This window comes from Cellulomonas composti (genome assembly GCF_007990245.1).
GTDB lineage: Bacteria > Actinomycetota > Actinomycetes > Actinomycetales > Cellulomonadaceae > Cellulomonas > Cellulomonas composti.
In genome coordinates this window covers 90206-111049 of sequence record NZ_BJWG01000003.1, presented here as the reverse complement: position 1 = coordinate 111049, position 20844 = coordinate 90206, and the positions used below count along the sequence as shown (strand labels likewise).

The window sequence follows — 20844 nt, the reverse complement described above, 5'->3', positions numbered from 1 at the left end:
GCTCCGTGGCGACCGGTGCGAGCCCGGTCGCCACGGAGCGCGTCACATCAGCCGCAGGCGGCGGGCGTCGGGGGGTTGAGCTCGGCGTTCGGCACGTAGCCCGAGGCGCTGACGTTGTCGTCGAGGGCCTTCTGCCAGCTGCCGTCCGCGATCATCTCGTTGATCGCGTCGGTGACCGCCTGGCACTGGTCCGAGCCCTTCGGCAGACCTACGCCGTAGTTCTCCTGCGAGAACACGTTGCCGACGACCTTCACCTTGCCCTTGTTGGCGGGCAGCGCCGCCAGCCCGGCCAGGATGATGTCGTCGGTGGTCACGGCGTCGACGGTCCCGGCCGTCGACGACGTCAGGGCCGTGACGCACTCGGAGTAGCCGGGCTGCTCGAGCAGGTTCGTGCCGGTCGAGTACTCCTCCTTGATCCGGCTCGCGGAGGTGGACCCGGTCACGGAGCACAGGTTCTTGCCGTCGAGCGTGTCGGGTCCTGTGATCGAGTCGTCGTCCGCCGCGACCAGCAGGTCCTGCCCGGCGACGAAGTACGGACCGGCGAAGGAGACGAGCTCCTTGCGCTCGTCGGTGATCGAGTAGGTGGCGAAGATCATGTCCACCTGGTCGTTCTGCAGCATCGTCTCGCGCTGCTTGGAGGGCGACTCGACGAACTCGATCTGGTCCGGGCTGTAGCCGAGCTTGCCCGCGACGTAGGTGGCGACGTCGACGTCGAACCCGGTGTAGGTGTCGCCGTCCTTGTAGCCCAGACCGGGCTGGTCGAACTTGATGCCGATGCGGACGGTGTCGCCGGAGTTGCCGGGATCGTCGTCGGACGAGCAGGCGGCCAGGGCGAGGAGCATCGCCACGGCGACACCCCCGGTGATGCTGCGGCTCAGGAGTCGGTTGCGCATGTGAGTCGTCCCTTTCGTGTGAGGTGTTCTCTCGTTCCGTGCGGGAATCGGATGCGGGGTGCGGGATCGGGTCTCGTCTCGGTCAGTGGGGGAGGATCTTGGACAGGAAGTCCTTCGCGCGGTCGCTGCGCGGTGCGGTGAAGAAGGTCTCGGGATCGGACTCCTCGACGATCTCGCCTGCGTCCATGAACACGACGCGGTCCGCGGCGCGGCGGGCGAAACCCATCTCGTGCGTCACGACGAGCATCGTCATGCCGTCGCGCGCGAGACCGACCATGACGTCGAGGACCTCGTTGATCATCTCGGGGTCCAGTGCCGAGGTCGGCTCGTCGAAGAGGATCAGCTCGGGGTCCATGGCCAGTGCGCGCGCGATCGCGACGCGCTGCTGCTGACCGCCGGAGAGCTGCGCGGGGAGCTTGTGCGCCTGGTTCGCGACCCCGACGCGGTCGAGCAGTTCCATGGCCCGCTCCTTCGCGGCGGCGCGCTTGACGCCCTTCGCCTTGATCGGGCCGAGCGTCACGTTCTCGAGCACCGTCTTGTGCGCGAACAGGTTGAACGACTGGAACACCATGCCGACCTGCGCTCGCAGCCGGGCGAGGTCGCGGCCCTCCTCGGGCAGCTCGCGCCCCGCGATCGTGATCGTTCCGGAGTCGATCGTCTCGAGCCGGTTGATCGTGCGGCACAACGTCGACTTGCCGCTGCCGGAGGGGCCGATGACGACCACGACCTCGCCGCGGGCGATCGTCAGGTCGACGTGCCGGAGCACGTGCAGGTCGCCGAAGTGCTTCTCGACGGCGCGCAACGACAGGAGTGCGCCACCCTCGTCGGAAGGTGCCGTGGAGGGTGCGACCGAGACGTCCGCCATCTGACGAACCTAGGGTGAAATGTCCGATCCTGCAGCCCCGCCGGCTGCCGCGACCGGCGCCTGCAGGCAGGGCGTCCTCACGTCGTCGCAGGTCACAGCGCTGCACCGCAACCGTGCGCGCATCTGCGGGAGCACGTTCGCCGGGGCTCTACCCTGGACGGTGATGTCCACGACCTCCCTCGAGAGCGCTCCGGCCGCCGACACGGCGACGCCGGCGGCTCGCACGTACCTCGTCAAGACGCTCGGTTGCCAGATGAACGTCCACGACTCCGAGCACATGGCAGGCATGCTCGAGCAGGCGGGCTACGTGGCGGCCGACGCGGCGCACGCCGCCGCCGAGGACGCCGACGTCATCGTCATCAACACGTGCGCGGTGCGCGAGAACGCGGCGGACAAGCTGTACGGCAACCTCGGCCGGCTCGCCGGCACGAAGCGGGCGCGCCCCGGCATGCAGATCGCCGTCGGGGGCTGCCTTGCGCAGAAGGACCGGGCGGGGATCGTCGAGCGGGCGCCGTGGGTCGACGTGGTGTTCGGCACGCACAACCTCGACGTGCTTCCCGCCCTCCTCGAACGCGCGCGGCACAACGCCGCGGCCCAGGTCGAGATCGAGGAGTCGCTGCAGGTCTTCCCGTCGACGCTGCCGACCCGGCGCGAGTCGGTCTACGCGGGGTGGGTGTCGATCAGCGTCGGCTGCAACAACACGTGCACGTTCTGCATCGTGCCGCACCTGCGGGGCAAGGAGCGCGACCGGCGTCCGGGCGAGATCCTCGCCGAGGTCGAGGCGCTCGTCGCGACCGGGGCGATCGAGGTCACGCTGCTCGGCCAGAACGTCAACTCGTACGGCGTCGGCTTCGGCGACCGCGGGGCGTTCGCGAAGCTGCTGCGCGCGGTGGGCGCGGTCGAGGGGCTCGAGCGCGTCCGGTTCACCTCGCCGCACCCCGCCGCGTTCACGGACGACGTGATCGAGGCGATGGCCGCGACCCCGACCGTGATGCCGCAGCTCCACATGCCCCTGCAGTCGGGTTCGGACCGCATCCTGCGCGCGATGCGCCGGTCCTACCGCGCCGACCGCTTCCTCGGGATCCTCGAGCGGGTCCGTGCGGCGATGCCGCAGGCCGCGATCACGACCGACATCATCGTCGGCTTCCCGGGCGAGACCGACGAGGACTTCGAGGAGACGCTGCGTGTCGTCGAGGCCGCGCGGTTCTCGTCGGCCTTCACGTTCCAGTACTCGCAGCGCCCGGGGACCCCGGCCGCCGACCTGCCCGACCAGCTGCCGAAGGCCGTCGTCCAGGAGCGGTACGAGCGGCTGGTCGCCCTGCAGGAGCGCATCTCGCTCGAGGAGAACCAGGCCCAGGTCGGCCGCACCGTGCAGGTGCTCGTCGCCGAGGGGGAGGGCCGCAAGGACGGCGAGACCCACCGGGTCACGGGTCGTGCCGCCGACAACCGGCTGGTCCACCTCGCGCTGCCCCCGGCCGCCGCGGCCGACGTCCTGCCGCGTCCGGGCGACCTCGTGACGGTCGTCGTCACCCACGGCGCACCGCACCACCTGGTCGCCGACTCGGCGACGCTCCCCGGCGGCGTCTTCCACGTGCGACGCACCACCGCGGGCGACGCCTGGGCGGCGCGCCAGGCTGGCTCCGACGAGCACGGTCACGGCGGCGGGGCCGGGGCCGACGGGTGCGGGACCGCCCCGGGACCGGTCAGCCTCGGCATCCCCGTGATCCCGGCCCGCTGATCACCCCGCGAAACACCCACCGGCGCCCCGTGGTCCCGCTACTGTCGACGGCGTGACGCCCGTCGCGGTGCGTCGCCCGCCCGTAGCGGCGGTTCGGGCAGGGCTCGGCACCAGGGGGAGAGCATGCGTCGGCAGCGGTGGGGTGCGGCGTTCGTCGTCGCACTGGTCCTGGGCGGTCTCGCGCCCGCAGCAGCGCGTGCGGCGGACGGTGAACCGTCCGTGGGTCTCGCCACGCTGTCTCCCGGTGACGTGCGGGTCTCGTCCGACGAGGGCGGCAGCACGGTGTCCTGGCAGCCCGACGAGCCCCTGCCGTACGGGGACGCGCGCGTCGAGTTCGCCCTCGACGGCACGCTGCTCGGGGTGCCGACCGCGTTCGGCGGCGCGTACATCCTGCGTGTGCCCGGTCGTACCGACGTGGTGGCGGCACGGGTGCAGGTGGTCCTGGGCGGCCGCGTGCTCGCCGGACCCGACGAGGGCGCGGCGACGCCCCGGGCGCAAGCGAAGGTACCCGCCGTCACCGAGGTGCTGACGAAGGACCCGGGCGTGCGGGGCTCGTACGGCATCACGTCGTTCGGCTACACGCTGCCCTCGGTGAAGCTGCCCGAGATGCCCGCCAAGGTCGAGATGGTCGGCCAGGTCGTCGCGCCGGTCGGCGCGCCGGGCAAGCGGCCCGTCGTGCTGTTCCTGCACGGGCGCCACACGACGTGCTACAAGGTCGGGTCCGACGACATGTCGATCGACTGGCCGTGCCGCGGATCCTGGAAGCCCGTGCCGAGCTACCTCGGCTACACCCAGGCGCAGCGTCTGCTCGCGAGCCAGGGCTACGTGACCGTCTCGATCTCGGCGAACGGGATCAACGGCCAGGACGGCGACCTGCTCGACGCCGGAGCCGACGCACGCGCGATCCTCGTGCGTGCGCACCTGAACCTGCTCGCGGACTGGAACGCCGGCAAGGGCACGGGTCCCTCGCAGCGCACGACCTTGCGCGGCCACCTGGCGATGGACAAGGTCATGACGGTCGGCCACTCGCGCGGCGGCGAGGGCGTGCAGCGGGCCGCGCTGCAGGCGGCCGCGGGCGACAGGTTCTCGATCGCGGGACAGGTCCTGGTTGCGCCGACCGACTTCGGCCAGCAGGTCGCGGTCGGCGTCCCGACGACCGTGCTGCTGCCGTACTGCGACGGCGACGTGTCCGACCTGCAGGGCCAGATGTACGTCGACCAGGGCGCCCGGGACGCCGACGGCGACCGCGCCCTGAAGTCCGCGGTGCTCGTGATCGGCGCGAACCACAACTACTTCAACTCGCAGTGGACGCCCGGCACGGCGTCCGCTCCCGCATGGGACGACTGGTGGGACCCGGCGGACGCGGTGTGCGGCGACTCCGCGCCGCAGCGGCTGACCGCGACCGAGCAGCGTGCCGTGGGTGCGACCTACATCGCGGCCGCCGCCCGGACGTACCTGACGAGCGACGCCTCGGCGGTGCCGCTGCTCGACGGGACCCCGGTGCGCGCGGCGTCGGCCGGCGACGCGGTCGTGCTGTCCCACGTCGTCGGTGGGAAGCGCAGCACGCTCGTCGTGCCCGGTACGCGCGGCACGGTGACGCCGTCCGCGGGCATGACGTCGACCCTGTGCACGGGGGCCGACACGGGCCTCGGTGGGACGATCTGCGGGCGCGACCACGGCTCGCCGCACTGGTCGCCCCAGGCATGGTCGTGGGCGGACCCCGCACCTTCCCTCCTGCGCCTGCGCTGGAGCGCGAAGGGCGCGCTCGCGACGATCCCGGTCGACCTCGACCTGCGCTACCGGCGGTATCTCGACCTGCGTCTGGTCGCGCCGCCGCAGTCGACGACGCCGAGCGTCGAGGTCGTGTTCCGTGACCGGTCCGGCAAGACCCGTGCGAGCGTGCCGCTGCGGCAGGCGACGCCCCTGCCCACGACGATGACCGGCCACGAGTGGGCACAGAACGTGCGCGTCGCGTTCCCGGCCGGGATCGACCGGGCGTCGATCACCTCGATCGCGCTGCGTTCGACCTCGAGCGCAGGGACGCTCTACGTGCTCGACGTGTCCGCGGCCGCGCGCGGGACGGCCTCGTCGATCGGGGTGCGTGATGTCGTCCGCCTGGACCTGCCCGCCGCGACGACGTTCGATGCCGGCTCCGACGGTGACCAGACCGGATACGTGCGCGTGCCGGTCGTCGGGTCGAGCAGCGTGGCCGCCCGGGTGGTGGCGTACGCGATCGGGTCGACCGACGGCTCGGTGAAGCGTCGGGTGATGACCGTCCGGCCCGGGCAGAAGTACCTGGACGTCCCGTTCCACTACTCCGGCGACGACGCGTACGTCGACGAGGGCAGCCCGTTCCCGAGCGCGTACCTGGCGTTGCGCGCGACCCGGAACGCGGTCGTCGACTCCTATGTCGGCACCGTGAGCACGCGGTCGAACACGCCGCGGCCGACCGTCGAGGTCGTCGATCCCGACGCGACCGCGGTCCCGGGTGAGAGCCTCGAGTGGCACATCCGGTTGACCGAGCCGATGACGCAGGAGCTCTACCTCACGGTCAGCTTCGCCGCACCCACCGGGTCGGAGCTGACGGTCGGTGACCTGCTGCCTGGGTGGGTCTCAGGCCGCACCGGTGCGTCGGCGTCGACACCGCTGAGCGAGGCCGGCCTCGAGGTCCTGGTCGTCGTGCCGGCCTACTCGACCGGCGGGCTGATCGAGGTGCCGGTGCGTCGCGGCGTCACGTTCACCGGCACGCGCTCGACGACGCTCGTCGTCGACACGTCGCAGTTCGGCCCGGCGAGCCTGACGCTGCACGGCGACGTCACGGCCTGACGGCCCGGATCGCGCCCGCCGTCGCCCCGGACCGGACTCAGTTGTCGGGGATGTCCGGGGCGGGCGGCGCGGTCGGGAGCGTCGACTCGAGCGCGGCGAACAGCTGGACACCGGTGCCCAGCCCGCACGCCAGGACCTGCGCGAGCTGGTCCTCGGTCGCGCCCGGCTCGAAGTCCGCGGACACCTCGGAGTAGAGCGCGAGCAGACCCTCCTCCTCGCGCACGTACGCCTTGGGCCAGATGCGCTCGCGGTTCCAGTCGTTGAGCGCGAGCCCCACCGCCGCGCGCTGGTCGAGCGGGAGCTGGCGGTGCCACCGGCCGCGCACCTGCAGGATCTCCTGGTTGTCGCCGAGCAGCAGGAACCAGAACCGGCTCCCGTCCCACGTCCCGGTCAGGTCGCCGTCGTCGTCGACGACGAAGCGGTAGTCCTTGGACAGCAGGTAGTCACCGATCCGGTCGCGCGTGAGCGTGGTCGGCGGCTCGTCGTCGGGTGCGGGGCGCTTGGTCGGCTTGGGGAGCCCGCCGAGCACGCGCAGCAGCCAGCCCGGCCCGCTCACGGCGCGGTCCCCGCCGGGTCGGGGTACTTCTCGTCGAGCGCGTCGAACAGCATCGAGCCGGTCGACAACCCGCAGAACAGGAACTGGCTGAGCTGGCTGTCCGTGGCGCCGTGCTCGAGATCCGTCGCGACCTCGGAGACCACGTGGACGCGGCCGTTGTCCCGCACCCGGATGTACGCCTTGGGCCAGATCCGGTCGGCGTTCCAGTCGTTGCACACGTCGAGGACCTCCTCCAGGCGTTCGATCGCGATCTCGCGGTGCCACTGACCGCGGATCTGCAGGATCTCCGAACGCTCGCCGAACAGGAAGAAGTAGAACAGCCGGCCGCGCCACAGACCGCCCAGGTCACCGTCGTTGTCGACGAAGTAGCTGAACTCGTTCTCGGCCATCCACGCCGCGATCCGGGCGGGGGAGACCGGGCTCGGGTGCTCGCGGGCCGGCTCGGCCACACCGAGCTCACGCGCCAGCAGCCGTGCGACGCTGTCGTGCAGCTCGTCGTCGGTCGGCTCGTGCACCGACGACGAACCAGCCGTGGGGGCGGACCGTCGCCGCCACCACCGGTGGTCGCGATCCCGGTGCGCTGCCATGGGCCGACACTACTAGGGTCATCCCGCACAGGCCCCGACGACGAACGGCAACCGATGGACGGCAGCGAGTTCTCCCCTTCGAGCATCCCCTTCATCCCGGATGCTCCTCCCGCGGCCCCGCCCGCGCTCACGCAGGAACGGCTCGCCGCGACCCTGCACCGGCGTGGCGCGCGCGTCGTCCTCGACGGTGACGGCGACTTCGGCGGGCGCTGGAACGACCACCTGATCTACATCCTGCGGCCCGGCAAGGACCGCGAGTTCCTGCAGGTCCGCGGGCGCTGGCAGCGGCCGGCCCCCGCGTCGCTGCTGCCGCGCATGCTCGTCACGCTCAACGAGTGGCACGTCGAGAAGCTCTTCCCCAAGGGGTATGCGCGCATCGAGGGTGACTCGCTCGGCGTGTACGCCGAGCACACGATGTCCTACGAGTTCGGCGTCACGGACGCGCAGATCGACCTGCACCTGAACTGGGCGATCTCGACGACGCTGCGGATGTTCGACCACCTGGACACGGTGTTCCCGGACGTGGCTGCGGAGGGTCGGGCGCTGCTCACGAAGGCCGACGAGTGACGTGCTGAGCGCCGCACTGGTCCCCGACACCGCGCTGCTGGTGCCGGGGGTCTCGGGCGCGGCGAGCGCCGCGGCGGACCTGCGGGCGGCCGCGCTCGCCGCGGTCCGCACCGCGATTCGCGGGTCCGACGAGCGTGCGTCCGACGAGCCGATCGCGGCGGAGGTGGATCGCACGGTCGTCGTGGTCGCGCCCGGCGACCCGCGGGCGAGCGCGTGCGTGCGGGAACGGAGCGGGGTGCTGCGGGCCTCGCTCGCGCCTGTCGGGGTCCCGGACGGCCTGCTCGGCCGGCCGGTGCCGGTCGTCGTGGCCGGTGGCGCACTCGACGACGACCAGGCCCGGACCGGCCCGACCGAGGCGGTGCCCGCCGTGGCGACGAGCGTCGCGCTGCACCTGCTCGACGAGGCCGGCTGGACGGGGGGGCTGCGCGTGATCGAGATCGACGGGCCGCCGACGGGCGACGGGTCCGACCTGCGCCGGCTCGGGGCCGCGCTGGTGCACGACGCGCGGCAGGGCGCGGCCCCGCACGGAGCGTTCTCGGGTGATGCGGCTGCCGGGCAGCCCGTGCTCGTCGTCGTCGGGTCCGCGAGCGGGCGGCACGGACCGGACGCGCCGCTGGCGGACGACCCGCGGGCGACGGGCGTCGACGCGGCCGTCCTCGCGGACCTCGCCTCGGGTGACGACGCCGCGCGAGCCCGGCTGGCCGGCTGGGATGCGGCGCAGGCGCACGCGCTCGCGTGCACCGGCTGGGGCCCGTGGCAGGTGCTGCTCGGCGCGGTCGACGCGATGCGGGACGGCGCACCGGGCCTCGTCGTGCACGCGGACGTGCGCGGTGAGGTGGTGCTCGGTGCCGCGCACGTCGTGGGGACGTGGTCGACCACCGCGCCGGTGACCGAGGACGGGACATGAGCCCGCTGGTCGTCGCGGTCGTCGGGCCCACCGCGACCGGCAAGTCGGATCTGGCGCTCGAGCTCGCGCTCGCGCTGGGTGGCGACGTCGTCAACGCGGACGCACTGCAGCTGTACCGGGGGATGGACGTCGGCACCGCCAAGCTCACGCCCGACGAGCGCCGCGGCGTCCCGCACCACGTCCTGGACGTGCTCGATCCGCGCGACGAGGCGTCGGTCGCGGACTACCAGTCGCTCGCGCGGTCAGCGGTGAGCGCGTGCCACGACGCGGGGCGACGCGCGGTCGCGGTCGGCGGCTCGGGTCTGTACGTGCGCGCGCTGCTGGACCACATGGACTTCCCGGGCACGGACCCGCAGGTGCGGGCCCGGCTCGAGGAGCGCGTGGAGGCCGAGGGGTCGCGCGCGCTGCACGACGAGCTGGCGGCGAGCGACCCGGCGGCGGCCGCGGCGATCGGTCCGCGCAACGCGCGCAGGATCGTGCGCGCGCTCGAGGTGATCGAGCTGACGGGCCGGCGGTACTCCGCGTCGCTGCCGCAGCACGTGTACGAGGTGCCCGCCGTCCAGCTCGGTCTCGACTGCGACCGCGCGGTGCTGGACGAGCGGATCGAGCGACGCGTCGACACGATGCTTGCGCGCGGCCTGGTCGCGGAGGTCGAAGGGCTGCTCAGGCACGGGCTCGGTCGCACCGCGGCACGCGCCGTCGGGTACGCCGAGACCGCGGCACAGCTGCGCGGCGAGCTCACGCCCGACGAGGCTCGCGAGGCGATCGCCGCGGGCACCCGCCGGCTCGCGCGCAAGCAGATGGGCTGGTTCGGCCGCGACCCGCGCGTGCACTGGCTGGACGCACGTGACCCGGATCTCGTCGCGCGCGCGCTCGGGCTGGTCGCCGCTGCCGACGCGGGACGGCTCGGGCTCGCGACCGACGACCCGACGCCGCGCCGTACCCTGGGCTCATGACCGCCCCCGCGCCCGCCGCGCACCCCGCGCGGACGTTGCGCGTGACCAAGGGCCACGGCACGCAGAACGACTTCGTCCTGCTCGACGACCGCGCCGGTCTCCTGGACCTCGACGCACCGCTCGTCCGGGCCCTCGCGGACCGTCGTGCGGGAGTGGGCGGCGACGGCGTGATCCGGCTGATCGCCTCCACCGAGCTCGCCGAGGGCACCGCCGTGCTGGCGACCGAGCCCCGGGCGCGCTGGTTCATGGACTACCGCAACGCCGACGGTTCGGTCGCGCAGATGTGCGGCAACGGCGTGCGCGTCTTCGCGCGCTACCTGGAGCACCTCGGGCTGTGGGCCGCGTCCGACGAGGAGCTGGTCGTTGGGACGCGCTCCGGGGCGATGACCGTTCGTCGTGCCGCCGGACCGGACGGCGACCTGTCGTGGCTCGCGTTCGACATCGGCCGCTGGCACCTGCCAGGGGGCGCGGCGGCGCTCGCGGCGGGTCACGACGCGGAGGTCGAGGTGCCCGGGCTCGCGGTCGCCCGTCCCGCGCTCTCGGTCGACGTCGGCAACCCGCACACCGTGCTGGCGCTGCCCGACGTGGCCGAGCTCGAGGCCGCGCGGCTGGCCGACGCCCCGTCGGTCAGTCCGGTCCCACCGCACGGCACCAACGTCGAGCTCGTCGTCCCGCTCGGCGAGGCGACGGTCGACGGCGTGCTCGTCGGGCGGGTGCGCATGCGGGTGCACGAGCGCGGCGTGGGCGAGACCCGCTCGTGCGGAACGGGCGCCGTCGCGGCGGCGATGGCCGTGCGGGCCTGGGCCGGCGCCGGCGCGCCCGACGTCTGGTACGTCGACGTGCCCGGGGGGACCGTGCGCGTCACGGCGCTCGGCGCGGACCATGCGGAGCTCGCGGGACCCGCGGTGCTCGTCGCGGAGGCCGACGTCGACCTGGCCGCGCTGGTCGGTCGGTGAGCGGGGCGGAGAACCCGACGGTCCTGACGCCCGCCGACCTCGGCAGCGCCCTGGGTGAGGTCGCGACCGTCGTGCAGTTCTCGAGCACCTTCTGCCAGCCGTGCCGGGCGACCCGGCTGGTCGTGGAGCGCGCGGTCGCGACGTGGCCCGGCGTGCGCCACGTCGAGCTGGACGTCGCGCGGGACACCGCTCTCGGACAGAGGCTGGAGATCGCGGTGACGCCGACCGTGCTGGTGCTGGACGCCGCGGGGCGCGTGCGCCGTCGGGCGACGGGCATCCCGACCCTGGCCCAGGTGCGTGCCGCCCTCGCCGAGGTCACCGCGGTGACGCCCCGAACCTGAGCCGGTGGCGTCCCGCGCTCGGCGCCGGGGTCAGCGCGCCGCGACCGCGACGCGGGGTGCGACGAGGGCCGCCGCGGCCGCGAGCACCGCGGTGAGCACGAACGCGGTCGTGTAGGCCGACTGCGTCGTCGCCCCGCCCGCCGCGGCGAACGCGATCCCGGTCGCCGAGAGCGCGAGCGAGGCCCCGACGGAGTCGGTGATCGACAGCGACGAGCTGTTGGCGCCCTCGGTGCCCGACGGCGAGTACTCGAGGACCAGCACGGTCTGGCGTGCGTACACCAGACCCATCCCGGCGCCCGCGCAGGCCCACGCGGCCACCGCCCAGCCGACGGCGGCGTGCGTCGCGGCCACCGCGGCGGTGGCGGCGATGGCGACCGCGACCGTCGTCGTGCCGATCCGGATCGCGGTGCGGCTCGGGAGCCTCCGCCCCAGGCGACCCTGCAGCCAGGACGCCCCGGCCCACGCGATCGCCGCAGCGGTCAGCGTGACGCCCGCGATCGTCGGGGCGAGGCCGTAGCGGCGCGCGAGCATGTACGGCAGGTAGACCTCGGCGCCGAAGAACGCGCCCGCGAGCAGCCCGCGGCTCGCCACGACGGCCGGCAGCCCTCGCCTGGCGACGAGCGTCCCCGGCGGGGTCAACGGCCGCAGCGCGACGAGCGCGACGACGACGGCCGCCGGCGCGAGCCAGACACGCATCGCGCCCGGCACCTCCGCGGCGAGCCCGAGCGCGAGGACCGCACCTGCCGCGAGCACCGCCCACGGCAGGCGGCGGGGCCCCGCGCCACGCACCGGTGTCCTCGCCGGGGGGCCGAGCCCGCGCACGCGCAGCACCACCGGGACGGCGACGGGCACGACGATGACCGCGACGGAGCCGAACACCCAGCGCCAGCCGACGCTCTCGGCGAGCGCACCGGCCACGGGCGGTCCGACGAGCGAGGGGATCACCCAGGCGGCCGAGAACCACGCGAACACGCGCGCGTGCAGGTCCGCCGGGTACAGCCTTGCCACGACGACGTAGCTGACGACGACGAACGCGCCGCCGCCCAGCCCCTGCACGAGCCGCCCGGCGCTGAGCAGCAGCATCGAGGGTGCCGCGGCCGCGACCGTGAGCCCCGCGGCGAAGACGGCCACGGCCACGACGAGCGGCTGGTGCGGACCGACGCGGTCCGCCCACGTTCCCGCGGCGACCATGCCGACGACGCCGGCCGCGAGCGGTGCGGCGAACGCCAGCCCGTACAGCGCTGCTCCGTCGAGCTCGCGCGAGACCACGGGCATCACCGTCGTCACCGCTAGCGACTCGAACGCCGCGAGCAGCACAAGGCCGCACAGCGCGATCGTCGTCGGCAGCAGCCCGCGCCAGGCCGAGCGCAGCGCCGCAGCGCCGAGCACCGACCCGACCGCGGCCTCGTCGGACACCCGGTCGTTCGTCCGGTCGTTCGTCGGGCTGCCCGTCGGGTCGGCCGTCATGTCGCGGGGCCGTCCGGCGGCGCCAGGACGCGCAGCACCCGGAAGCCCCGCGCGCTCGTGACGCGATCGACCGCCGCGCCTGGGAGGACCATCGGCACGAGCTCGTCGACGAGCCAGCGCTGCAGCGAGTCCGCGCCCAGGTTCCTGCCCACGACGAGGTAGGCGGCGCCGCCCGGAGCGAGCCGCGGCAGCCACCGCAGCAGCAGCTCGTGCAGCGCGGCCTTGCCGACCCGGATCGGCGGGTTGGACCAGATCGCGGCGAACCGCACGTGCGCGGGCACGTCGTCGGGCAGGACAGCCTGCACCTCGACCGCGGCGGCGGCCGCGTTGCGACGGGTGAGGTCGAGGGCACGCTCGTTGACGTCGACCGCCCACACGCTCGCGTCGGGGGAGAGCAGCGCCAGGCTCAGCGCGATCGGGCCCCAGCCGCAGCCCAGGTCGAGCAGGTCGCCGCTCGCCGGGGGTGCGGGCACCTCGTCGAGCAGGATCGCGGTCGCGTGGTCGACGTGGTCGGGTGAGAACACGCCGCCCGCGGTCTCGAGCCGCAGCTCGCGCCCGGCGAGGTGCACGGCGATCGTGCGCCGCTCGTCGGAGGTCGCCGGCTGCGCAGTGAAGTAGTGCTCGACGTCGCCCACGCGCGGCACCCTACCCGTGGGCACCGACGCGGGCCGCAGGGGGCGCACGGGCCGTGTGGATCGGTGGGTGCGAGGTCGCGCGGTGCTTCGCCCTGAGGGGAAGGGCCGCAAAGCGGTCGCCGCGTGTCGGTGCCGCGTGCGACCCTGGAGGCATCGCCGACCACACTCCCGAGAGGTACCGCGTGAACGACCTGTCGCCCACCCCTGAAGGCACCCGCGCGGCCCGAGACGTCGCCGACGACGTGGTGGCCCGGGTGCTCGCGAGGGCCGGTACCGCGGTGCACGCCGGCGGCACCATCCACTCGTCGTACGACGGTGCTCAGCTCGACCTCGAGGAGCGCACGTCGCTGCGCCGCGTCGCGGGTCTGTCGACCGAGCTCGAGGACGTCACCGAGGTCGAGTACCGCGCGCTGCGGCTCGAGAAGGTCGTGCTCGTCGGGCTGTGGGGTGCGGGCACGGTGCACGACGCCGAGGTGTCGATGCGCGAGCTTGCGGCCCTCGCCGAGACCGCGGGGTCCGAGGTGCTCGACGGCATGCTCCAGCGGCGTCGTTCGCCCGACCCGGGGACGTACCTGGGCTCCGGCAAGGCGGCCGAGCTGGCTTCGGTGGTCGCCGCGGTCGGGGCGGACACCGTGGTCGTGGACGGCGAGCTCTCGCCGTCGCAGCGGCGCGCGCTCGAGGACATCGTGCGGGTCAAGGTCGTCGACCGTACGGCCCTGATCCTCGACATCTTCGCGCAGCACGCGAAGTCGAGGGAGGGCAAGGCGCAGGTCGAGCTCGCGCAGCTCGAGTACCTGCTGCCCCGCCTGCGCGGCTGGGGCGAGTCGATGTCGCGGCAGGCCGGTGGCCAGGTCGGCGGCGCGGGGGCCGGCATGGGTTCGCGTGGTCCGGGCGAGACCAAGATCGAGCTCGACCGTCGCCGGATCCGCAACCGGATGGCCAAGCTGCGCCGTGAGATCGCGGCGATGGAGCCCGCGCGCATCGCGAAGCGCTCGTCGCGGCGCAAGAACGCCGTGCCCTCGGTCGCGATCGCGGGCTACACCAACGCCGGCAAGTCGTCGCTGCTGAACCGGCTCACGGGCGCGGGCGTGCTCGTCGAGAACGCGCTGTTCGCGACGCTGGACCCGACCGTACGCCGTGCGCACACCCCGGACGGCAGGCTCTACACGCTCGCCGACACCGTCGGCTTCGTGCGCGCGCTGCCGCACCAGCTCGTCGAGGCGTTCCGTTCGACGCTCGAGGAGGTCGCCGACGCCGACCTGATCCTGCACATCGTGGACGCCTCGCACCCCGATCCGGAGGGACAGATCGCCGCGGTGCGGCATGTGTTCGCCGACATCCCCGGGGCGATGGACGTGCCCGAGGTGATCGTGCTGAACAAGGCCGATCTCGCGACCGAGGAGGCGATCGCGCGCCTGCGTTCGCGCGAGGTGCACTCGATCGTGGTCTCCGCGCACTCGGGCGAGGGCATCGAGGAGCTGCAGGCGCTGGTCGCCGACCTGCTGCCGCGCCCGGGCGTCCTGGTCGACCTCGTCGTGCCGTACCACCGGGGTGACCTGGTGAGCCGTGCGCACGAGGCCGGCGACATCGAGCGCGAGGAGCACACGGCCGACGGGACGGCGCTGCGCGCGCGCGTCGACAGCGCGCTCGCGGCCGAGCTCGACGCGGTCGCCGTGCGTCACGCCTGACGCGCGTGGCGGAAGCACCCGCGCCCGCGGCTACCGGGGCGACCACCCCGACGCGGGGGGACGACCCGACGGTCGACGAACTGCTCGACCTGGCCGTCGGCGCGCTCGGCGGCGCCCGCCGCGACGGGCAGCACGAGATGGCGCGCGCCGTCGCGCACAGCATCGAGGCCGGCGAGCACCTGCTGGTGCAGGCGGGGACCGGTACGGGCAAGTCGCTCGGCTACCTCGTGCCCGCCGTGCGGCACGCGGTGCTGACCGACGAGCGGGTCGTCGTGTCCACGGCGACGCTCGCGCTGCAGCGCCAGGTCCTGACACGCGACCTGCCGATCGTCGCCGACGCGCTCGCCCCGCGGTTGCCGCGTCGCCCCGAGGTGGCGCTCCTCAAGGGCTGGCACAACTACCTCTGCAAGCACAAGGTCGAGGGTGGTTACCCCGCGGACGAGCAGGGCACGTTGTTCGAGGTCGGCGAGCCGGCGGGCGCGGCGGAGCACCCGCCGACGGCCGGTGCGGCGGGCGACCGCCGCGAGTCGCTCGGCGAGCAGGTGCTGCGGGTGCGCGCGTGGGCGATCGAGACCGAGACGGGCGACCGCGACGACCTGGTGCCCGGCGTGACCGACCGCGCGTGGCGGCAGGTCTCGGTGATGTCGATGGAGTGCCTCGGTCAGAAGTGCCCGCTCGTCACCGAGTGCTTCCCGGAGCATGCGCGGGCGCGCTCGCGCAGCGCCGACGTCGTCGTGACGAACCACGCGATGCTCGGGATCGCCGCATCGGGGTCGCCCGGCGTGCTCCCGGAGCACGAGGTCCTCGTCGTCGACGAGGCGCACGAGCTCGCCGACAGAGTGACCGCGCAGGCGACCGCGGAGCTGTCGTTCGGCACCGTCCAGCACGCCGCGCGGCTCGCCCGGCGCCACGGTGGCGTGCCGTCGAGCGACCTCGAGGCCGCGGGCGACGCGCTGGCGGTGGCCCTCGTGGCACTGCCCGAGGGCCGGTTCGCGGCGGGACTGCCGCCCGCTGTGCACGACGCGGCCGCGGCGGTGCGCGACGCCGCACGAACCCTCATGTCGCTCCTGCGTCCGACGGCGGGCGGTGCGGACAAGCCGGCGCCGGACGGCGGCCGTCAGATGGCGGTCTCGGCCGTGCTCACGCTGTTCGAGACGGCCGAGCGGATGACCGCCGACCCTGAGGACCTTGCGCGGTCGGTGCTGTGGTGCGAGCGGGGCGAGGACCGTTCCGGCGCGATCCAGACGCGCCTGCACGCCGCGCCGCTGGCAGTCAACGGGCTGATCCGCACTCACCTGCTCGCCGGTCGTTCGGGCGTCCTGACCTCGGCCACGCTCGCCCTCGGCGGGTCGTTCGAGCCGCTGGCGCGCACGCTCGGTCTGACACGCCGGCCCGACGCGGAGCCCGAGGGTCCGACGAGCCTGCCCGGACCCGACCACGCGGCGCCGCCCGAGGCGGCCGGGACGGCACTTCCGCCGCCGCAGCCCGATCGGCCCGAACCGGCGACCGCGCCGTGGCACGGACTGGACGTGGGGAGCCCGTTCGACTACCCCCGGCAGGGGATCTGCTACGTCGCGCGCCGGCTGCCGCCACCGGGCCGCGAACCCGCGACCGACGCCCAGCTCGACGAGATCGAGGCGCTCGTGCGCGCATCGGGCGGTGCCACGCTCGGGCTGTTCTCCTCGCGGCGTGCCGCGACGGCCGCGGCCGAGGCGATGCGGGAACGGCTCGATGTGCCGGTGCTGCTGCAGGGCGACGACCAGCTCCCGACGCTCGTCGGGCAGTTCGCCGCAGACGAGCCGACGTGCCTGTTCGGGACGCTGTCGCTGTGGCAGGGCGTCGACGTCCCGGGCCGGGCGTGCCGGCTGGTGCTGATCGACCGCATCCCGTTCCCTCGGCCGGACGACCCGGTGCGCTCGGCCCGGTCCGAGGCGGTCGCCGCCGCCGGCGGGAACGGTTTCATGGCGGTCTCCGCCGCACACGCCGCGCTGCTGCTCGCGCAGGGCGCGGGTCGCCTCGTGCGTGGTCTGGACGACCGCGGCGTCGTCGCGGTGCTCGACCCGCGCCTCGCCACCGCGCGCTACGGCGACTTCCTCGCGCGCTCCATGCCGCCCTTCTGGCGGACGGACGACCGCGACGTCGTCCTGGCCGCCCTCGCGCGGCTGCGGGACTCCTGAGCGGCTAGCCTGACCACCGCACGAGCACGGCACGCACGAGCACGGCACGCACGAGCACGGCACGCACGAGCACGGCCGACGACGGGGAGACACAGATGAGTGACAGCGGCGACCAGGCCGACGGCGACCGGCAGGAGCAGACGACCAACGAACGGCCGGTGCGGCGTCCGTCGAAGCTCGCGATCGTCGGCGCGGGTGCCGTCGGCTCGACGATGGCCTACGCGGCGCTCATGCGCGGCGCGGCGCGCTCGGTCGCGCTGTACGACGTCAACAAGGCGAAGGTCGAGGCAGAGGCGCTCGACCTCGGCCACGGCATCCAGTTCATGCAGATGGCGGAGGTCGTCGGGTCCGACGAGATCGAGGTGTGCGCCGACGCGGACATCATCATGTTCACGGCGGGTGCCAAGCAGAAGCCCGGCCAGTCCCGGCTGGACCTCGCGGAGGGGACGATCGGGCTCGTCCGCAAGGTGCTGCCGCAGCTCGTCGAGGTCGCGCCGCACGCCGTCTACGTGATGGTGACCAACCCGGTCGACGTCGTCACCTACGCCGCGCTGAAGATCTCCGGGCTGCCCTCCAACCAGCTCTTCGGCTCGGGCACCGTGCTCGACTCGTCGCGGCTGCGCTACCTCATCGGGCAGTACACCGGCGTCGCGGTCCAGAGCGTGCACGGGTACATCGCGGGCGAGCACGGCGACTCCGAGCTGCCGCTGTGGAGCTCGGCGTCGATCGGCGCCGTGCCGTTGCTCGAGTGGGAGGGCCAGGCAGGCACCGGTCCGCTCACGCAGGAGGTCCGCGACCGCATCGCGCACGAGGTCGTCGAGTCGGCCTACAAGATCATCGAGGGCAAGGGCGCGACGAACTACGCGATCGCGCTCGCCGGTTCGCGCATCATCGAGGCGGTGCTCAAGGACGAGCAGAACATCCTGCCCGTCTCGACGCTGCTCGAGAACTACTACGGCATCGACGACGTGTGCCTCTCGGTCCCGACGATCGTCGGAGCGCACGGTGCGGGCGCGCGGATGCGGACGCCGATGTCGGTCGACGAGCTCGCGGGTCTGCGCGCCTCGGCCGTGCGGTTGAAGGCCGTGGCGCGCCAGTTCGGCTTCTAGCCGGCTCGTACCCCGCGCTGCCCGACGAACGACGCGCGGCCCTCACCCTGACGGGTGCGGGCGGCGCGTCGTCGTGTCGATCAGCAGTGGTGTCGATCAGCTGTCGTGCGATCAGCATTCGTGCGATCAGCAGTCGCGTGCCGGTCAGAGGCTGCGCAGCACGCTGACCACGCGTCCGAGGATCGTGGCGTCGTCGCCGGGGATGGGCGCGTACGCGGCGTTGTGCGGCAGGAGCCACACGTGCCCGTCCTTGCGCCGCAGCGTCTTGACGGTGGCCTCGCCGTCGATCATCGCGGCGACGATCTCGCCGTTCTCGGCCACGGGCTGGCGCCGGACCACGACCCAGTCGCCGTCACAGATCGCGGCGTCGATCATCGAGTCGCCCGCGACCTTGAGCAGGAACAGCTCGCCGTCCCCGACGAGCTGGCGCGGCAGCGGGAACACGTCCTCGACGACCTGCTCCGCGAGGATCGGACCACCCGCGGCGATCCGTCCGACCACCGGGACGTAGGACGGCGCCGGCATCGAGTCGCGGTCGATGTCGTCGGCGTGGTCGTCCGTCGCGGACCACGGGGCGACGCTGCGCGAGTCGTCCGGGTGAACGACCTCGATCGCGCGCGGCCGCTTCGGGTCGCGCCGCAGGTAGCCCTTGCGCTCGAGCGCCATCAGCTGGTGCTTGACGCTCGACGGGCTGGTCAGGCCGACCGCCTCACCGATCTCCCGCATGCTCGGCGGGTAGCCGCGGCTCTCGACCGACGTGCGGATGGTCTGGAGCACGAGCCGCTGCCGGGGCGTGAGGCCGTCGGATCCGGCGGGGGAGTCCGGGAGCTCGTGGACGGTCGCGCCGCCCTGATCGTGCCCGCCGCCGCCTGTCTGCGCCATCACGCCACCTCCCGCTCCGGGCGGCTGAGCCGCCTCTGCCTGCCGCTCCACGACCTCCGCGGGCCGCCGGCGGCGGCCGTGTCAGTGGTCGGTGGTGCGCTTGTGCCTCGACGGTGAGCCTACGCAGCCGTCGGCACGAACTCAAACATCTGTTCGAGGTGTGTCTGGACGCGTGTCGGACCCGTCTGGTAGACATCGTACAGACGTATGACGAACAGGTGTATGACATACGCGCGTTCGACTGGTGGTCTGCGACGAACAGCGAAGTGGCGAGCGGCAGTACGACGTACAGCAGTGCGACGAACGGCGGACGGTTGGTTCCGAGCTCGGCTCGGGACCGGAGACAGGAGACGACGATGAGCGCGATGACGATGGCTCCCACGGGGCAGGTCCTGCGTGGTGCGCGGGTGGAGGCGCGGCGCGCGTCGACGCGGCCGCGGGTCGACGTCGTGCCCGGTGAGCCGCGCGTGGGCTCCGGCGGCCCGATGCACCTGACGTGGCGCGGGCGCGTCGTCGTGGCGCTGCTCGCGCTCGCGCTGCTGGCCGGCGCGTTCGTGCTCGGGACCCGCGCCGCCGCGGACGAGGCCGTCGGCTCCGGGTACGTCGAGCACGTCGTCGCGCCCGGCGAGACTCTGTGGCAGATCGCCGCGGGCGTGCGCGCCGACGGGGAGAGCACGCAGGACGCCGTGGACGCGCTCGTGCGGCTCAACGGGCTCTCGGGCCCGCAGGTCATGGCGGGCGAGACGCTGAAGGTCCCGGGCGCCTGAGCCGAGGAAGGCGCCTGAGCTGAGGAAGGCGCCTGAGCCGAGGAAGCACGCCAGACGGTGGTGGGGGCGGCCGCTCGATGCGACCGCCCCCACCCGGGACGCCCCGTCCCTGCGCGTGCCCGACTCGCCTCGGTCACGCGGGTGCTGCGGGTGTGCGGGATCATGACAACCCCGGCGACGTGACTGACACGTCAGCCCCCCGCGCCTCACTGCTGAGCCCCCCAGCCCGCTCTGTGAGGTAAGGCTAACCTAGTGAACGGCCCGCGGTTGTGCAACCCCCTCGTGAGGGGTCCTTGCGAAGCGGTCGTCCGGGCCCCTACGGTCGCGGGGAGCCGCGCGGAGTTCCCGGGCGGTCGAGGTGCCCCTGTGGCCGACCGGAGGACCCGTGCACTGCCCGTTCTGTCGTCACCCCGACTCGAGGGTGGTCGACTCTCGCACCTCGGACGACGGTGCCTCGATCCGCCGGCGTCGTCAGTGCCCGTCCTGCCACCGGCGGTTCACCACGGTCGAGACGACGAGCCTGTCGGTGGTGAAGCGCTCCGGTGCGACCGAACCGTTCAGCCGGGAGAAGATCGCCGGCGGCGTGCGCAAGGCCTGCCAGGGGCGGCCGGTCAGCGAGGACGATCTGGCACTGCTCGCCCAGAAGGTCGAGGAGACGCTGCGCGCATCGGGTTCGGCCGAGATCGACGCGTACGAGATCGGCCTGGCGATCCTCGGCCCGTTGCGCGAGCTCGACGAGGTCGCGTACCTGCGGTTCGCGAGCGTCTATCAGGCCTTCGAGTCGCTCGAGGACTTCGAGGCGGCGATCACGGTGCTGCGCGCGGAGCGCGAAGGGCGCGACTCCGGCGACGTCGTGCCCGAGGGTTCGGCCGCGGGCGGACCTGACGAGAGCGAGGGCTCGACGCCGGTCTCGGTTGCCTGACGCCA

General features: G+C 73.6%; 19 protein-coding genes. 12 read left to right on the top strand and 7 right to left on the bottom strand.

Features of this window, described 5'->3' with window-relative positions; genetic code table 11:
• Nucleotides 1-47 precede the first annotated feature (47 nt).
• Nucleotides 48-893, bottom strand: a complete 846-nt coding sequence (locus CCO02nite_RS04710) for a glutamate ABC transporter substrate-binding protein (protein WP_146841896.1) — start codon at nucleotides 891-893, stop codon at nucleotides 48-50.
• 82 nt (nucleotides 894-975) lie between these two features.
• Nucleotides 976-1758 (bottom strand): amino acid ABC transporter ATP-binding protein, encoded by a 783-nt coding sequence (locus tag CCO02nite_RS04705; protein WP_146841895.1) that lies wholly within the window; start codon nucleotides 1756-1758, stop codon nucleotides 976-978.
• 163 nt (nucleotides 1759-1921) lie between these two features.
• Here CCO02nite_RS04705 and miaB point away from each other — a divergent pair, with 163 nt between their 5' ends.
• Together miaB and CCO02nite_RS04695 are read left to right on the top strand one after the other, a co-directional pair.
• On the top strand, nucleotides 1922-3496 hold the full coding sequence (gene miaB / locus CCO02nite_RS04700; RefSeq protein ID WP_146841894.1) for a tRNA (N6-isopentenyl adenosine(37)-C2)-methylthiotransferase MiaB: 1575 nt from the start codon (nucleotides 1922-1924) through the stop codon (nucleotides 3494-3496).
• A 123-nt stretch (nucleotides 3497-3619) separates the two neighbouring features.
• Nucleotides 3620-6322 (top strand): alpha/beta hydrolase, encoded by a 2703-nt coding sequence (locus CCO02nite_RS04695; protein ID WP_146841893.1) that lies wholly within the window; start codon nucleotides 3620-3622, stop codon nucleotides 6320-6322.
• A gap of 37 nt (nucleotides 6323-6359) precedes the next feature.
• Here the strand turns inward: CCO02nite_RS04695 and CCO02nite_RS04690 are convergent, their stop codons facing one another.
• Nucleotides 6360-6878: a type III secretion system chaperone family protein gene (locus tag CCO02nite_RS04690; RefSeq protein ID WP_146841892.1), complete on the bottom strand. Its 519-nt coding sequence runs from the start codon at nucleotides 6876-6878 to the stop codon at nucleotides 6360-6362.
• Complete coding sequence (locus CCO02nite_RS04685; RefSeq protein ID WP_146841891.1) at nucleotides 6875-7465, bottom strand: type III secretion system chaperone family protein; 591 nt, start codon at nucleotides 7463-7465, stop codon at nucleotides 6875-6877. Before CCO02nite_RS04685 ends, CCO02nite_RS04690 begins: the two co-directional genes overlap by 4 nt.
• A gap of 54 nt (nucleotides 7466-7519) precedes the next feature.
• On the opposite strand from CCO02nite_RS04685, the gene CCO02nite_RS04680 reads away from it, so the two are divergent.
• The 5 genes from CCO02nite_RS04680 to CCO02nite_RS04660 are packed head-to-tail and all read left to right on the top strand — an operon-like array spanning nucleotide 7520 to nucleotide 11192.
• Nucleotides 7520-8032, top strand: a complete 513-nt coding sequence (locus tag CCO02nite_RS04680; protein WP_146841890.1) for a type III secretion system chaperone family protein — start codon at nucleotides 7520-7522, stop codon at nucleotides 8030-8032.
• Nucleotide 8033: 1 nt separating this feature from the next.
• A complete protein-coding gene (locus CCO02nite_RS04675; RefSeq protein ID WP_146841889.1) occupies nucleotides 8034-8939 on the top strand; it encodes a class III extradiol ring-cleavage dioxygenase family protein in 906 nt (301 codons plus the stop codon).
• Nucleotides 8936-9895 (top strand): tRNA (adenosine(37)-N6)-dimethylallyltransferase MiaA, encoded by a 960-nt coding sequence (miaA, locus tag CCO02nite_RS04670; protein WP_146841888.1) that lies wholly within the window; start codon nucleotides 8936-8938, stop codon nucleotides 9893-9895. The genes CCO02nite_RS04675 and miaA overlap by 4 nt, the downstream gene beginning before the upstream one ends.
• Nucleotides 9892-10851 (top strand): diaminopimelate epimerase, encoded by a 960-nt coding sequence (gene dapF / locus CCO02nite_RS04665; protein ID WP_146841887.1) that lies wholly within the window; start codon nucleotides 9892-9894, stop codon nucleotides 10849-10851. The genes miaA and dapF overlap by 4 nt, the downstream gene beginning before the upstream one ends.
• Nucleotides 10848-11192, top strand: coding sequence for a TlpA family protein disulfide reductase (locus tag CCO02nite_RS04660; RefSeq protein ID WP_146841886.1), 345 nt, complete (start codon nucleotides 10848-10850; stop codon nucleotides 11190-11192). Before dapF ends, CCO02nite_RS04660 begins: the two co-directional genes overlap by 4 nt.
• 30 nt (nucleotides 11193-11222) lie before the next feature.
• Here CCO02nite_RS04660 and CCO02nite_RS04655 read toward each other — a convergent pair whose 3' ends face one another.
• Nucleotides 11223-12659, bottom strand: coding sequence for an MFS transporter (locus CCO02nite_RS04655; RefSeq protein WP_146841885.1), 1437 nt, complete (start codon nucleotides 12657-12659; stop codon nucleotides 11223-11225).
• Nucleotides 12656-13294 carry a class I SAM-dependent methyltransferase gene (locus CCO02nite_RS04650; RefSeq protein WP_146841884.1) on the bottom strand — a complete coding sequence of 213 codons (639 nt, stop codon included), beginning with the start codon at nucleotides 13292-13294 and terminating at the stop codon, nucleotides 12656-12658. Before CCO02nite_RS04650 ends, CCO02nite_RS04655 begins: the two co-directional genes overlap by 4 nt.
• A 191-nt stretch (nucleotides 13295-13485) precedes the next feature.
• Here CCO02nite_RS04650 and hflX point away from each other — a divergent pair, with 191 nt between their 5' ends.
• The 3 genes from hflX to CCO02nite_RS04635 all read left to right on the top strand — a co-directional run bounded on the left by hflX (nucleotide 13486) and on the right by CCO02nite_RS04635 (nucleotide 18268).
• A complete protein-coding gene (hflX, locus tag CCO02nite_RS04645; protein WP_246117371.1) occupies nucleotides 13486-14982 on the top strand; it encodes a GTPase HflX in 1497 nt (498 codons plus the stop codon).
• Between the two features lie 5 nt (nucleotides 14983-14987).
• Nucleotides 14988-17159, top strand: coding sequence for an ATP-dependent DNA helicase (locus CCO02nite_RS04640; protein WP_371862477.1), 2172 nt, complete (start codon nucleotides 14988-14990; stop codon nucleotides 17157-17159).
• A 95-nt stretch (nucleotides 17160-17254) separates the two neighbouring features.
• A complete protein-coding gene (locus CCO02nite_RS04635) occupies nucleotides 17255-18268 on the top strand; it encodes an L-lactate dehydrogenase (RefSeq protein WP_146841881.1) in 1014 nt (337 codons plus the stop codon).
• Between the two features lie 144 nt (nucleotides 18269-18412).
• Here CCO02nite_RS04635 and lexA read toward each other — a convergent pair whose 3' ends face one another.
• Nucleotides 18413-19150, bottom strand: a complete 738-nt coding sequence (gene lexA, locus CCO02nite_RS04630; protein WP_146841880.1) for a transcriptional repressor LexA — start codon at nucleotides 19148-19150, stop codon at nucleotides 18413-18415.
• A 356-nt stretch (nucleotides 19151-19506) separates the two neighbouring features.
• On the opposite strand from lexA, the gene CCO02nite_RS04625 reads away from it, so the two are divergent.
• Both CCO02nite_RS04625 and nrdR read left to right on the top strand, forming a co-directional pair.
• Complete coding sequence (locus CCO02nite_RS04625; protein WP_146841879.1) at nucleotides 19507-19917, top strand: LysM peptidoglycan-binding domain-containing protein; 411 nt, start codon at nucleotides 19507-19509, stop codon at nucleotides 19915-19917.
• Between the two features lie 385 nt (nucleotides 19918-20302).
• Nucleotides 20303-20839, top strand: a complete 537-nt coding sequence (gene nrdR, locus CCO02nite_RS04620) for a transcriptional regulator NrdR (RefSeq protein WP_246117349.1) — start codon at nucleotides 20303-20305, stop codon at nucleotides 20837-20839.
• The last annotated feature ends 5 nt before the right edge of the window (nucleotides 20840-20844 follow it).

Bases quoted from the DNA above. Each gene is read 5' to 3' on its own strand.
- CCO02nite_RS04710 (WP_146841896.1), bottom strand. From the start codon at position 893: ATGCGCAACCGACTCCTGAGCCGCAGCATCACCGGGGGTGTCGCCGTG.
- CCO02nite_RS04705 (WP_146841895.1), bottom strand. From the start codon at position 1,758: ATGGCGGACGTCTCGGTCGCACCCTCCACGGCACCTTCCGACGAGGGT.
- miaB (WP_146841894.1), top strand. From the start codon at position 1,922: ATGTCCACGACCTCCCTCGAGAGCGCTCCGGCCGCCGACACGGCGACG.
- CCO02nite_RS04695 (WP_146841893.1), top strand. From the start codon at position 3,620: ATGCGTCGGCAGCGGTGGGGTGCGGCGTTCGTCGTCGCACTGGTCCTG.
- CCO02nite_RS04685 (WP_146841891.1), bottom strand. From the start codon at position 7,465: ATGGCAGCGCACCGGGATCGCGACCACCGGTGGTGGCGGCGACGGTCC.
- CCO02nite_RS04680 (WP_146841890.1), top strand. From the start codon at position 7,520: ATGGACGGCAGCGAGTTCTCCCCTTCGAGCATCCCCTTCATCCCGGAT.
- miaA (WP_146841888.1), top strand. From the start codon at position 8,936: ATGAGCCCGCTGGTCGTCGCGGTCGTCGGGCCCACCGCGACCGGCAAG.
- dapF (WP_146841887.1), top strand. From the start codon at position 9,892: ATGACCGCCCCCGCGCCCGCCGCGCACCCCGCGCGGACGTTGCGCGTG.
- CCO02nite_RS04655 (WP_146841885.1), bottom strand. From the start codon at position 12,659: ATGACGGCCGACCCGACGGGCAGCCCGACGAACGACCGGACGAACGAC.
- CCO02nite_RS04635 (WP_146841881.1), top strand. From the start codon at position 17,255: ATGAGTGACAGCGGCGACCAGGCCGACGGCGACCGGCAGGAGCAGACG.
- lexA (WP_146841880.1), bottom strand. From the start codon at position 19,150: ATGGCGCAGACAGGCGGCGGCGGGCACGATCAGGGCGGCGCGACCGTC.
- CCO02nite_RS04625 (WP_146841879.1), top strand. From the start codon at position 19,507: ATGAGCGCGATGACGATGGCTCCCACGGGGCAGGTCCTGCGTGGTGCG.